Source organism: Streptomyces sp. NPDC046866, from assembly GCF_040704625.1.
Lineage (GTDB): Bacteria > Actinomycetota > Actinomycetes > Streptomycetales > Streptomycetaceae > Streptomyces.
Genome location: NZ_JBEYXN010000002.1, coordinates 216065 through 228622 on the forward strand (window position 1 = coordinate 216065; position 12558 = coordinate 228622).

Below are 12558 nucleotides of genomic sequence, written 5' to 3' on the forward strand. Positions count from 1 at the left end.
CCCGCCGCGCGGTGGGGATCCGTGCGGTCATCGGCCGCGCCGTCCGCAGCGGGGCGGTCCGCAGCACGCGGTCGACAGCACGCGGTCGACAGCACGTGGTCCGCAGCAGCGCGGTCCGCTGCCGTGCGGCCGGCAGCGCGCGGTCAGGTCACCACGAACTCGCACCACACGCATTTGCCGCTGCCGCGCGATTCCACGCCCCACGCGTCGGCCAGCCGGTCCACCAGCATCAGCCCGCGTCCCGAGACCCCCGAGTCGCCGGCCTCCCGGCGGCGCGGCAGCGCGCTGGAGCGGTCCTCCACCTCGACGCGCAGCCTGCGGTCCCGGCCGGTCAGGACGCGCAGGGTCACGATCGCGGGGCCGTCGGTGTGCATCAGGGCGTTGACGATCAGCTCGTCCGCGACGAGCTCGATCTCGTCGGCCCGCTCCCGCGCGCCCCAGGCCCGTACGGCCGCCCCGATCATGTGGCGGGCCGCGACGAGCGCCTCGGGGTCGCCGGGCGCCACGTGCTGCTGGAGGCGGCCGCCGCCCTGGGGGCTCTCCTCGACGTGGCGGCGCAGCAGGAGCAGGGCCATGTCGTCGTCGCCGCCCCGCTCGTCGATCGCCCCGCACAGCCGGTCGGCCAGCCGCTGGAGGTCGCCGGGGCCGTCGCGGACCAGCCTGGTGAGCAGCCGCATCCCGTCGTCGAGGTCGGCGCCGGGGTGTTCGACGAGGCCGTCGGTGCACAGCAGGAGCGTTTCGCCCGGGTCCAGCTCCACGGTCGTCACCGGGTACTCCAGCCGGCCGAACTCCGCCGAGAGCCCGAGCGGCATGCCGCCCTCCACGACGATCCGGTGGCAGTCCCCGTCCCGGGTGCGCAGCAGCGGGTCGATGTGCCCGGCCCGGACGGCCTGGAGGACGCCCGTCGAGAGGTCGGCCTCCACATAGGTGCAGGTCGCGAAGCGGTCGGTGTCCAGCTCGTGCAGGAACACCGAGGCGCGGGCCATCACGGTGCCCGGGGCGTGCCCCTCGGCCGCGTACGCGCGCAGGACGATGCGCAGCTGGCCCATGACCGCGGCCGCGTGCGTGTCGTGGCCCTGGACGTCGCCGATGACGGCGCCGACCCGGCCGCCCGGCAGGGGGATGACGTCGTACCAGTCCCCGCCGATGTCCTGGCCCATCCGCGCGGAGCGGTAGCGCACCGCGATCTCGCCGCCCTCCACCGGGGGCAGGCGGCGCGGCAGCATCGCCTGCTGGAGGCCCTCCGCCAGGTCGTGCTCCTGCTCCAGCAGCATGGCGCGCTGGAGGCTCTGGGCGATGCTGCTGCCGAGGGCGACGAGGAGGTTGCGCTCGTCCTGGGTGAAACCGTCCTTGTCCTTGTAGAGCAGGCCGATCGCGCCGATGGGGCGGGCCTGGGCGATCAGCGGCAGGTAGGCGGCCGCCGAGATGTCCATGTACGAGATCTTCGCCCAGAGCTCCGGGTAGCCCTCGGCGAACTCCTGGGCGCTGTTGAGGAAGCGGGGCTCGAGCGAGCGGACGACCTCGCTCATCGGGTAGCCCTCCTCGATGCGGGTGTAGCGGGTGCCGGGGAGGAAGCTGCCCTCGGGGCCCTCGGCGACGAGGTGGATCCGGCCGGCCTCGACCAGGCCCATCACCATGCCCATCGAGCCGAGCCGTTCCAGGCCGTGGGCGTCGCCGATGACGTCGATGACGTCCCGTACGGTGCGGGCGTGGGCGAGGGCGGCGGTGGTGCTCTCGACGACCGAGGTCTGGCGGCGGCGCTCCTCGTCCAGGCCGAGGCGCTCGGCCGAGTGGCTGAGCTCCTCGGTGGCGTCGCGGACGATGCCGATGATCCGGTAGGGGCGGCCGGTGCCGTCGCGCAGGACGCGGCCCTGGGTGTGGGTCCAGCGCAGCCGGCCGTCGCGGCAGCGGATGCGGAAGTAGGCGCCGTAGTTGTCCTCGCGGCTCTTCAGGGCGCTGGAGACGAGGGCGTCGAGCCGGGTGGACTCGGCGGGCGGGACCCGGCGGGCGAGGGATTCGGGGCGCCCGTCGTACTCCTCGGGCAGTGTGTCGAACACGTCGAGGGCCGCTGCGTCCATGTGCATGAGACCGGTGACCAGGTCCCAGTCGAAACTTCCCATGCGGTTGAGCAAGAGCGACCGGTCCGGGTGTGCGGGCCAGTCGTCCGGCAGCGATACGGTGGTCGGCACCGATCCACCATGACACACGGCGGGGTCAGGCGCTCTCCATGTCGGGGGCGGAGTCCCAGGGCTCGAACGCCTCCCCCGCACCCGAGCCGAACGGCTCGCGCGGCTCGAACCGGTCGTAGGGCTCCTGGAGCGCGAAGGGCTCGTCCACCCCGTACCGTTCGTACGGCCCGTACGAGTCGAACGAGTCGAACGAGTCGAACGAGTCGAACTGCTCGTACGGCGCGGCCGGGTCCGCGGCGCCGTCCGGCCAGGCCAGCGGGCCGTCGGGGCCGGGCGGGTCCGGGGGGACGGCCGGGTCGGCGGGGAACTGCTGCCGCGGCGGCGCGGCGGGTACGTCGGGGGCGATCGTGGGCGGGTTCGGGAGGGTGTCCGCGCGCGGGGGCACGGGCTGGGGCTGCACGCGCTGGGGCTGCGGCGGCCGCGCGGCGGGCTTCTCCGGGACCAGCGGCCTGTCCGGCACCGGCCGGCGCGGCGCGGTGCCGCCCGGGGGCGGGGCGGGGGGCGCGGGCGGGGCCGAGCCGGAGCCGGTGCCCGGGGGGCCGGGCGGCCGGTCCGGGGCCGGGGCGGCGGGGGAAGGGGAGCCGGTGGGGATGCCGTCGGCGGGGTCGTGGGCGGGCAGCGCCTGCGGGACGCGGTCCTGGGCGCCGTCGTCGCCGACGGTGCGCTCGAGCCAGGTGTTGTCGGCGATGTTGGCGATGACCAGGCTGCCGAGCGGGTGCGGGGTCGGTTCGATGACGATGACCTGGTTGGCCTGGTAGCCGCTCCACGGCTCGCCCTTGAGCACCGGGGTGCCCTTGGGGGCCCGCGGCGCGAGCAGCGGATTGCCGCAGGCGCACCGGACGCGGGGCATCCCGTACCCGTCGACGAGGACGGCGGTGCCGGCCTGGAGGACGGCCTGGAAGGCGCGGGCGCGCCCGTCGCGGAAGCCGTGGCTGGTGACCCGGGTGTCGGCGCGGAGCACGACGGGGGTCAGGCCGCGCAGGAACTCCGGCAGCTTGGCCTGCTCCACACCGGCGGCTCCGGCGAAGGCGCGGGCCTTGGCGTCCTCGGCGGTCAGGGCGCGCAGCTGCTGTTCGACGTCGCAGCTGCCGAGCCGTCGGGTGCCGCCGTACAGGCCGGGCGTGGCCGCCCCGACGGTGCGGATGCCGCGGCCGGTGGCGTTCGGCAGGGGCGCCTGGGCCGGGGCGGACTCGGCGGTGGCGCTGGAGGTGGTGAAGGGGTCCGGGCCCGCCGTGGCCACGGGCTGGAGGTGGACGTCCTGGCCTTCGGGGCCGGCCGTGCCGGGCGGCTCCTCGGTGCCCCCGCAGGCGGCGGCGAGCAGGCCGAGCAGCGTGAAGAGGGCGGTGCGGACCGCCGTGTGACGGCGCGGCGGCTGACGACGTGTCGGTGCGGGCACGTGGTTCTCCCTGTTCGCCCCGGTTGCTCCCTCCTGTCTGCCGTATCGGGGCGGGGGCCGCAACCGGAGCGGCGGTCGGGGCGGGCCGTGCGGGCGGGCAGGCAGGGCGCCAGAGCCCTTGAACATGTTCAAGGAACCCCGTAAGGTCGCGATCGCGAGTTGAACGCGTTCAAGGCGCTCGGAGGGGAGTCCGCGGTGACGGTACTGGTGAACCTGATCGTCACCCTGGGCATGCTCGGCATCGTCCCCGCCGGCCTCCGCCTGATCGACCCGGCCGGGCTGCGCACCTGGGCCCGGCTCTGGCCGCTCGCGGCGCTTCCCGGGGCCGCGTGCCTCTGGCTGCCGCGCGGCGGCCCCGCCACGGCGCTCGCCGCCCTCTACGCGGCGGCCTCGCTGGCCCTGGCCGCGACCCAGGTCCCGGCCCGGCTGCTGCGAAGGCCGGAGCGGAGCCCGTCCGCGCCGGCCCGCGGGCCCTTCCCCGCCGAGATCGCCGTGGCCACCGCGCTGGCCTCCCCCGTGGTCGCCGGAACCGCCCTGGTCGCCGAGCGCGCCGGGTGCCGGCTCTTCGGCTTCGACCTCGACGTCCTGGCACTGACCGTCCCGCACTTCCATTTCGCGGGGTTCACGGCCGCCCTGGTCGCCGGCCTGGTGTGCCGGGCCGCGCCGGGGCCCTGGGCGCGGCGGGCGGCGTACAGCGTGCCCGGCGGGACGCTGCTGGTCCTCCTCGGCTACTTCGTGGACGACTGGGCCGAGCTGGCGGGGGCGCTGGTGCTGACCGCCGGGATGTGGGCGGTGGCGCTGGTGACCTGGCGGGAGATCCGGCCCGCGGGCGGCGGCCGCGGCGTCCGGGCGCTGCTCGGGGTGTCCTCGGCCGTGCTGGCGGCCACCATGGCCCTGGCCCTGTGGTGGGCGCTGGGCGAGGCCGCCGGACTCGTGCACCCCACCTTGACTTGGATGGCCGCGACCCACGGTCTCGGCAACGCGCTCGGCTTCGCCCTGTGCGCCGTACTGGCCTGGCGCCGGCTCGCCGCCGGCGCGTCCCCGGAGGGAGCCGCCCCATGACCCGACTGCTCAACGCCGAGCGGGCGACGTTCAACTACCCGGAGCAGGGCGCGACGGCCCGGCTGCCCCTGCCCGCCGGCTACAACCACCTGCGCCACCGCACCCGGATCGGCTCCGGCCGGGCCGTGTTCGAGGCCGCCGGGGCCGCGGTGACCACCCTGCGCGCGCACCGGGCGGCGGGGATGCGGGTCCGCTGCAGCCACGGCGCGGTGCGGCCCGGGAGCCGGGTGGCGGTGGGGATCGGCTTCGGGCCGCTGCGGATCGACGCGCCGTGCCGGGTGGTGTGGACGGCGTACGAGCCCACCCGGACGGGGTTCGCGTACGGGACGGTGTCGGGGCACCCGGAGTGCGGGGAGGAGTCCTTCCTCGTGCACCGGGACCCCGACGGCACGGTGTGGTTCGAGGTGACCGCCTTCAGCCGGCCCGCCCGCTGGTACACCCGCCTGGCCGGGCCGGTCGTCCCCTTCCTCCAGCGGTGCTACGCGGCCCACCTGGGGAGGACCCTGCGCAGGCTGGCCGCGGCCGCCTGAGCCGGGGCCGTCCGGGCCGCCCCGCGCCGCCGCGACCGTCCGGGCCCTGCGCGCCGTCCGATGGCCGCAGCCGCCCGGAGCGCCGGATACTGGAGGCGATGGACTGGTTCACGGCGCCCGGCTACTGGCTGGCCCGGCTGGTCTTCCAGCGGGCCCTCGCCGGCGTCTACCTCTTCGCCTTCCTCGGGGCCGCCCTGCAGTTCCGGGCCCTGATCGGGGAGCACGGGATGCTGCCCGTGCCGCGGTACGTGCGGTACGTGCCGTTCAAACACGCCCCGAGCCTGTTCCAAGTGCGCTACTCGGATCGCCTCTTCGCCTGCTGCGCCTGGGCGGGTACGGCCCTCGCGGCGGCGCTCGCGGCGGGCGCGGGGGACCTCATGCCGCTGGCCGCGGCCATGGGGATGTGGGCGGTGCTGTGGCTGCTGTACCTGTCCATCGTGAACGTGGGGCAGACCTGGTACTCCTTCGGTTGGGAGTCGCTGCTGCTGGAGATCGGCTTCCTCGCGGTCTTCCTCGGCAACGCGCGGACCGGGCCGCCGGTGCTGGTGCTGTGGCTGCTGCGGTGGGTGGTCTTCCGGGTCGAGTTCGGCGCGGGGCTGATCAAGATGCGCGGGGACGCCTGCTGGCGCGAGCTCACCTGCCTGTACTACCACCACGAGACGCAGCCGATGCCGGGGCCGCTGAGCTGGTTCTTCCACCATCTGCCCAAACCGCTGCACCGGGTGGAGTGCGCGGCCAACCACGTGACGCAACTGGCGGTGCCGGTGCTGCTGTTCACTCCGCAGCCGGTGGCCTCGTACGCGGCCGGGGTCATCATCGCCACCCAGCTGTGGCTGGTGCTGTCGGGCAACTTCGCCTGGCTGAACTGGCTGACGATCACGCCGGCGCTGGCGGCGGTGGACTTCACCGGGCTCGCCGGTCCGCCGCCGGCCGCCGCGCACCGCGGTGCACCCGTGTGGTTCGCGGTACTGGTCTGCGCGGTGACGGCGCTGGTGCTGTGGCTGAGCCGGCACCCGGTGCGCAACATGGTCTCGCGCCGCCAGGTGATGAACCGCTCCTTCGACGCGCTGCACCTGGTCAACACCTACGGGGCCTTCGGCACGGTCGGCCGGATCCGCGACGAGGTGGTCGTCGAGGGCACCGCCGATCCCGTGCCCCGCGAGGACGGCGCCTGGCGGGAGTACGGGTTCAAGGGCAAACCGGGAGACCCGCGCCGCCTCCCGCGCCAGTTCGCCCCGTACCATCTGCGCCTGGACTGGCTGATGTGGTTCGCCGCCCTCTCCCCCGGCTATGCCCGCGACTGGTTCGGGCCGTTCGTGGAGCGGCTGCTGGCCGGCGACCGGGACACGCTGCGGCTGATCCGCCACAACCCCTTCCCCGACGCGCCGCCCGTCTACGTCCGGGCGAGGCTGTACCGCTACCGGTTCACCACCTGGCGGGAGCTGCACGAGACGGGGGCGTGGTGGCACCGGCGGCTGCTGCGCGAGTACCTGCCGCCGACCCGCCTCGCGCGGGCCGCGGACTCCGGGCGGGCCGGGGCCCGGTCAGAGGCCGAGTAGCGCGGCCTCCCGCTCGGCGTCGATGCCCTTCATCGGCCGGTCCGGGCGGTGCGGGGCCGCGCCGCCGAGCGAGCGGAGCCAGGCCCAGGTGTCGGCCGCGGTCTCCTCGACCGGGCGGCACGTCAGTCCGGCCGCGACCGCCTTGGAGACGTCGGCGGTCATCATGAAGTCGTACAGCTCGCCCGGGGGGAGCCACATCGGCAGCTCGATCCAGGGCTCAAGGCCCGCGGCCTCGACGGCAGCCGGGTCCAGCCAGCGCAGCTCGGCGGTGCCGCCGGTGACGGCCGCGCAGGCTTCCAGGAGGCTGCCGGTGGTGGCGTGGCCGAGCGGGCAGACCGCGTTGTAGGGGCCGCCGAGGCCGGCCTCGGCCGCGTCGAGGGTCCAGTGGGCGAGGTCGCGCACGTCGATGTACTGCAGCGGCAGGTCCCGGGGCCCGGGCGCGAGCATGGGGCCGCCGCGGGCGGCCCGGCTCAGCCACCACGGCAGGCGGCCGACGTTCTCGTACGGGCCCACGATCAGCCCCGCGCGCACCAGGAGGGCGCTCTCTCCGAAGGCGTCGGCGGCGGCGATCTCCCCGCCGCGCTTGTCCTCGGCGTACGCGACCGGGCCGGCGTCGGGAGAGCCCTCCACGAGCGCGGCGTCCTCGGCCGCGCCGGGCGGCGCCGGGTAGGCGTACACGGAGCGGCTGGAGACGTAGGTGTAGTGGCCGGCGCGGCCGCTCAGCAGCCGGGCGGCGTCGCGCACCGCGGCGGGGGCGTGGGCCCAGGTGTCGACGACGAGGTCCCAGCTGCCGCCCGCGAGGGCCGCCAGGCCGCCGGGCGCGGTGCGGTCGCCGTGCAGGGCGCGGACGCCGGGGGGCGGGGCGTGGTGGCCCCGGTGGAAGACGGTGACGTCCCAGCCGCGTGCCAGGGCGTCCTCGGTCAGGGCGCGTCCGACGAACTCGGTGCCGCCCAGCATCAGCAGTTTCTTCATGCGGGCCAGCCTGCTCGGGCGGGCGGGGCGGTGGAAGCCGTGATCGCCGACAGCGATGACGCTGACGGCGTACCGGGACCGGGAACCCGGGTGCGCGGGGGGAGGGTTGGGCCGGCTCGCCCGGGGCAGGGCGGGGCGGCGGAAGCAGGCGAAAGGAGGGGAAAGCAGGGGCGAAGCAGGCGGAAGCAGGGAGCGGGCGGCGGGCCCGGACAGCGCTGCGCCCCGTCGCCGTGCGGCTCGGGGGCGGTGTGCGCGCTGCTGCGCGGTCAGTCGATGCCGGGCAGGATGTGGGACTCCGCCAGGTCGTCCTCGTATCCGGCGAGCCGGATCGGGGCGGACCGGGCCCAGACCTCCAGGTTTCCGAGCTCCTCGGCGTGCGGGCGGCCCCGCCAGCCCGTGCGCTCCAGCAGCAGCTCGTCGGACTTCGTCGTCGTGTCTGTCACCGCGCACTCACTCCTTTGCGTCTCTCGCTCGGCGGGCGGACCTCGCCGGGCACGTGGGGATAAAGGGTTTCAAGACGCGGTGGCGCCATGGTGGAGCGTGGCCCGGGTGGGGCCTTGCCGTGCCCCTTAGAGTACACATTTGAGCGCGCCTCCGCTCGATAGATTGGCAAAATCCACCCCATTGCCGTGAGTTCCCCGGATGTTGGGGGACCCGTACGCCAGTGTTGCCCCGACCGGCTCTCCGCTCGGCCCGGACGGGGCAATCGGGTGAACGCCCTCCGGGTACACGCGTGCCCCGGTCCCTCCGAGGAGGAGCCGGGGCACGCGGGGGCATCCGGGCGGCGACGGGGCCGCGGCGCCTACCAGTTGGCGGGGGCGTAGTCCTTCAGGAAGACGCCGTACAGGTCCTCGCCGGCCTCGCCGCGGACGACCGGGTCGTAGACCCGCGCCGCGCCGTCGACCAGGTCGAGCGGGGCGTGGAAGCCCTCCTCGGCCAGGCGCAGCTTGTCGAAGTGCGGGCGCTCGTCGGTGATCCAGCCGGTGTCGACCGAGGTCATGAGGATGCGGTCGGTTTCGAACATCTCCTGGCCGCTGGTCCGCGTCACCATGTTCATCGCGGCCTTGGCGGCATTGGTGTTCGGGTGGCCGGCGCCCTTGTAGCCGCGGCTGAACACGCCTTCCATCGCCGAGACGTTGACCACGTACGCACGTCCGCTGGGCGCCTTGCGGGCGGCCTCGGCCATCGACGGCCGGAGCGCGCTGATCAGGATGAACGGCGAGGTGTAGTTGCACAGTTGGGTTTCGAGCAGCTCCACCGGGGAGATCTGGTCGATGGTCTGGACCCAGGTGTTGGTCTCCACGACGTCCGGCAGCAGGCCGCCCGCGTCGATGGCGGTGCCGGCGAGGTGCCGCTCGAGGCTGGCGTTGCCCGCGACGAGGGCGAGGTCGGCGACCTTCTGCGCCTCCAGCCCGCTCACGCCGACGGGCAGCGCCGCCAGGCCGTCGACGGCACCGGAGTTGAAGGCGCCGATGACGTGGTGGGCGGGGAGCTCGCCGGCCGGCAGCGGGGCGCTCTCTCCCTCGACCAGCGCGGCGTACGCGGTGGGCAGGCGGCGCACGGTCTGCGTCGCGTTGTTGATGAGGATGTCCAGCGGACCGGCCTCGGCGACCTGGTCGGCGAGGGCCACGGCCTGGGCGGGGTCGCGCAGGTCGATGCCGACGACCTCCAGGCGGTGCATCCAGTCCGCCGAGTCCTCCATCGCCTTGAAGCGGCGGATGGCGTCCTTGGGGAAGCGGGTGGTGATCGTGGTGTGCGCGCCGTCGCGCAGCAGCCGCAGCGCGATGTACATGCCGATCTTGGCCCGGCCGCCGGTGAGCAGCGCGCGCTTGCCGGCGAGGTCCGCGCGGGCCTCGCGCTTGGCGCGGTTCTCCACGGCGCACGGCGGGCAGAGCTGGTGGTAGAAGTAGTCGACCTCGACGTACCGCGTCTTGCAGACGTAGCAGGAGCGCGGGCGCTGGAGTATCCCGGCGATCCGGCCGGCCTCGGTGATCGAGGAGGGCAGGATGCCCTCGGTCTCGTCGTCGATGCGCTCGGCGGAGCCGGTGGCGGTCGCCTCGGTGACGGCCTTGTCGTTGGCCGTCTTGGCGGCGCGGCGCTCCTGGCGGCGGCGCTGCTTGACCGTGCGGTAGATGCCGGCGGTGGCGCGGCGTACGGTGACGGCGTCGGGGTGGTCGATCTCGAGCCGGTCGAGCTCTTCCAGCACGCTGAGGCAGACGGCCATGCGCTCGGGGTCGATGCCCGGCCCGTATACCTGGTTCTCTTCGGTCTCGGTCGCCGTCATGGCCGCTGCCGTTCCTTGATCACTCGTCCGCGTCCGCCTGCTGCGGAGGTCCCGAAGCGGCAACTGTACGGATCCGACGCGCCCGGAACCAAACCCGTTGCCGCCGGTCTCGCTGAGCGTGAACGGGCGGTCACGGTGGGGTGGTCGAGCGGCGCCCGGAGCGGGGGCGGGGTCCTGCGCGAGGACGGCCCGGGGCGGCCCCGTACTGCCTGCGGAGTACGCCCTGAGCAGGACGGATGACCTCCTCCAGAGGGAGGAATAGCCCGCCCGGGTCGGGCATTGTGGAATTCATGAGTGCCCTGGTGCTGTCGGTCCTGCTCTGCCTGGTGTCCGCCGTCGCGTACGCGGGCGGGGCCATCGCCCAGGAGCGGGTCGCGCGGACCACTCCGGACCGCCCGTACGCACCGCTGCGCCGGCCCGGCTGGTGGGCCGCGGTCGCGCTGAACGGGCTGGGCGCGGTCCTGCACGTGGCGGCCCTGGCGTACGGGCCGCTCAGCCTGGTGCAGCCGCTGGGCGCCCTCACCATCGTCTTCGCCCTGCCGATGGCGGCCCTCTTCGTACACCGCCGGGCGGGCGCGGCGGCCTGGCGCGGGGCGGTCCTGGCCACGGTGGGGCTGGCGGGGCTGCTGGCCCTGACGGGCGGGAACGGCGACCAGGCGCTCACGGCCGGGGAGCGGAGCCTGCTGCCGGCGCTGACGGTCGGCGCGGTGGCCGTGCTCTTCGCGGCCGCGCACCGGGTGCGGCGCGCGGTGCTGCGCAGCGTGCTGCTGGCCGCGGCGGCGGGGGTGTCGTTCGGGATGGCCTCGGTGTTCACCAAGTCGGTGGCCGAGGACGTCACCGGGGCGCCCTGGGGCCCGCCCGGCGGACTCGCCGGCGAGGGCGGCTCCGGCGACCTGTGGCTCGACCTGGCGGCCATCGCGGTCCTGGCGAGCAGCGGTCTGCTGCTCTCGCAGGCCGGCTACCGGGGTGCGGGGCTGACCGCACCGCTGGCCACGGTGACCGTGGTGAACCCGGTGGTCGCGGCGGCGGTCGGCATCGCGTTCCTCGGCGAGGGCTTCCGGTACGGGGCGGCGGGCACGGCGGCGGCCCTGGCGAGCGCGGTCCTGGCCGCGGCGGGCCTGGTCGCGCTCACCGTGGTGCCGCCGCACGTGCGCGGGTCAGATGCTGACGCCGTGGCCGCGGAGGTACTTCAGCGGGTCGATGTCGGAGCCGTATCCGGGAGCGGTGCGCATCTCGAAGTGCAGGTGCGGCCCGGTGGTGTTGCCGGTGGAGCCGGAGCGGCCGATCCGCTGCCCGCCCGAGACCTGCTGCCCGTCCTTCACGGCGAGCGCCGAGAGGTGGGCGTACTGGGAGTAGCGGCCGTCGGAGTGCCGGATGACGACCTGGTAGCCGTAGGCCCCGGCCCAGCCGGCGGAGACCACGGTGCCCGGGCCGACGGCCTTGACGGAGGTTCCGGTGGCGACCGGGAAGTCGACGCCGGTGTGGTGGCCGCTGGACCAGGAGGAGCCGGCGACGCGGTACGCGGTGCCGATGGCGGCGTCGACGGGCGCGACGAAACCGCTGCCCGGGGCGGTCTGCTGCTGCGGGGCTGAGGCCTGCCGGTCGGCGGGCTTGGCCTCGGTCTTGGGCGCGGGCTTCTCGGCGGGCTTTTCCGCCGGCTTCTCGGCGGGCTTCTCGGCCGGCTTCTGCGCCGCGGGCTCCACGGGCTTGACCGGCTCCGCCGTGCGCGGCGGCTTCTCCGGGTTCTGCCCGGGCGGCGCGGCGGTGATGCGCAGGGTGAGCCGCTGGCCCGGGAAGATCAGGTTCGGGTTGCTGCCGACGGTGGCCCGGTTCGTCTCGTACAGGGCCTGCCAGCCGCCCTCGACGTGCTGGCGCACGGCGATCGTGGAGAGGGAGTCGCCGGGCGCGACGACGTACGGGTTCGGCAGGACCGAGGTGTCCGTCGGGCGGGGCGCGGCGGGCGGGGGCGTGGCGTCCTTGGACGCCGGGGCCTGCGCCGTGACGACCCGGGTGGTGGGCGTGAGGACGGGCGCGGGGCCGCCGCGGCTGAGCCCGGCCTGCTTGCCGCACGCCGGCCAGGCCTGCGGGCCCTGCCCGCCCAGGACCTTCTCCGCGACCGCGATCTGCTGTTCCTTGGTGGCCAGGTCGGCGCGCGGGGCGTACACGGTGCCGCCGAAGGCGCGCCAGGTGCTCTGGCTGAACTGGAGCCCGCCGTAGTAGCCGTTGCCGGTGTTGACCTGCCAGTTGTTGCTGGACTCGCAGTCGGCGACCTTGTTCCAGGTGTCCACCGATGCGGCGTGCGCGGCTCCGGCCCCGGCTCCCACCAGCGGGAGCGCGATGCCGGCGCCGCCGGCGGTGACGGCGAGCGAGGCGCGGTTGATGCTGCTCGGCTGGTACCGGCGGTGCCGGCCCCGTACACCCATGGGACTTCCCCCGTCGAAGACATCAGGAACCGCACAACCTAACGTCGCGGCCAGGACGTGACAAGGGGCGCAACAGGGCGCAGGGGCGGCCCAGTTGACATTGTTCCGGTGGCGGAGGGATCTTCCTCCGCCGGTGCCGGGGT

General features: G+C 75.0%; 9 protein-coding genes and 1 pseudogene. 4 read left to right on the forward strand and 6 right to left on the reverse strand.

From position 1 onward, the window contains the following. Positions 1–143 precede the first annotated feature (143 nt). Together AB0953_RS04305 and AB0953_RS04310 are read right to left on the reverse strand one after the other, a co-directional pair. Positions 144–2207 carry a SpoIIE family protein phosphatase gene (locus AB0953_RS04305; RefSeq protein WP_366857861.1) on the reverse strand — a complete coding sequence of 688 codons (2064 nt, stop codon included), beginning with the start codon at positions 2205–2207 and terminating at the stop codon, positions 144–146. 7 nt (positions 2208–2214) lie between these two features. After that, on the reverse strand, positions 2215–3585 hold the full coding sequence (locus AB0953_RS04310) for a DUF6777 domain-containing protein (RefSeq protein WP_366857862.1): 1371 nt from the start codon (positions 3583–3585) through the stop codon (positions 2215–2217). 195 nt (positions 3586–3780) lie between these two features. Between AB0953_RS04310 and AB0953_RS04315 the strand changes: the two genes are divergently transcribed. The 3 genes from AB0953_RS04315 (at position 3781) to AB0953_RS04325 (ending at position 6736) form a co-directional block, all read left to right on the forward strand. After that, positions 3781–4647 carry a YndJ family protein gene (locus AB0953_RS04315; RefSeq protein ID WP_366857863.1) on the forward strand — a complete coding sequence of 289 codons (867 nt, stop codon included), beginning with the start codon at positions 3781–3783 and terminating at the stop codon, positions 4645–4647. Beyond that, a complete protein-coding gene (locus AB0953_RS04320) occupies positions 4644–5177 on the forward strand; it encodes a DUF1990 domain-containing protein (RefSeq protein WP_366857864.1) in 534 nt (177 codons plus the stop codon). Before AB0953_RS04315 ends, AB0953_RS04320 begins: the two co-directional genes overlap by 4 nt. A gap of 98 nt (positions 5178–5275) precedes the next feature. Further along, positions 5276–6736 carry a lipase maturation factor family protein gene (locus tag AB0953_RS04325; RefSeq protein ID WP_366857865.1) on the forward strand — a complete coding sequence of 487 codons (1461 nt, stop codon included), beginning with the start codon at positions 5276–5278 and terminating at the stop codon, positions 6734–6736. On the opposite strand, the gene AB0953_RS04330 is transcribed toward AB0953_RS04325, so the two are convergent. The 3 genes from AB0953_RS04330 to AB0953_RS04340 form a co-directional block, all read right to left on the reverse strand. After that, positions 6722–7708 carry an NAD-dependent epimerase/dehydratase family protein gene (locus AB0953_RS04330; protein ID WP_366857866.1) on the reverse strand — a complete coding sequence of 329 codons (987 nt, stop codon included), beginning with the start codon at positions 7706–7708 and terminating at the stop codon, positions 6722–6724. The two genes, AB0953_RS04325 and AB0953_RS04330, sit on opposite strands and share 15 nt — an antisense overlap. Before the next feature lie 266 nt (positions 7709–7974). After that, on the reverse strand, positions 7975–8151 hold the full coding sequence (locus AB0953_RS04335) for a hypothetical protein (RefSeq protein WP_366858188.1): 177 nt from the start codon (positions 8149–8151) through the stop codon (positions 7975–7977). Positions 8152–8510: 359 nt separating this feature from the next. After that, positions 8511–9992, reverse strand: coding sequence for an SDR family NAD(P)-dependent oxidoreductase (locus AB0953_RS04340; RefSeq protein WP_366857867.1), 1482 nt, complete (start codon positions 9990–9992; stop codon positions 8511–8513). Positions 9993–10282: 290 nt separating this feature from the next. Here AB0953_RS04340 and AB0953_RS04345 point away from each other — a divergent pair. Next, positions 10283–11125, forward strand: a pseudogene (locus tag AB0953_RS04345) (DMT family transporter); the annotation flags it as partial. Positions 11126–11149: 24 nt separating this feature from the next. Here the strand turns inward: AB0953_RS04345 and AB0953_RS04350 are convergent. Further along, a complete protein-coding gene (locus tag AB0953_RS04350) occupies positions 11150–12415 on the reverse strand; it encodes a transglycosylase family protein (RefSeq protein WP_366857868.1) in 1266 nt (421 codons plus the stop codon). Between the last annotated feature and the right edge of the window lie 143 nt (positions 12416–12558).

Coding starts and splice junctions, on each gene's coding strand:
- AB0953_RS04320 (WP_366857864.1), top strand. CDS start 4,644: ATGACCCGACTGCTCAACGCCGAGCGGGCGACGTTCAACTACCCGGAG.
- AB0953_RS04325 (WP_366857865.1), top strand. CDS start 5,276: ATGGACTGGTTCACGGCGCCCGGCTACTGGCTGGCCCGGCTGGTCTTC.
- AB0953_RS04330 (WP_366857866.1), bottom strand. CDS start 7,708: ATGAAGAAACTGCTGATGCTGGGCGGCACCGAGTTCGTCGGACGCGCC.
- AB0953_RS04340 (WP_366857867.1), bottom strand. CDS start 9,992: ATGACGGCGACCGAGACCGAAGAGAACCAGGTATACGGGCCGGGCATC.
- AB0953_RS04350 (WP_366857868.1), bottom strand. CDS start 12,415: ATGGGTGTACGGGGCCGGCACCGCCGGTACCAGCCGAGCAGCATCAAC.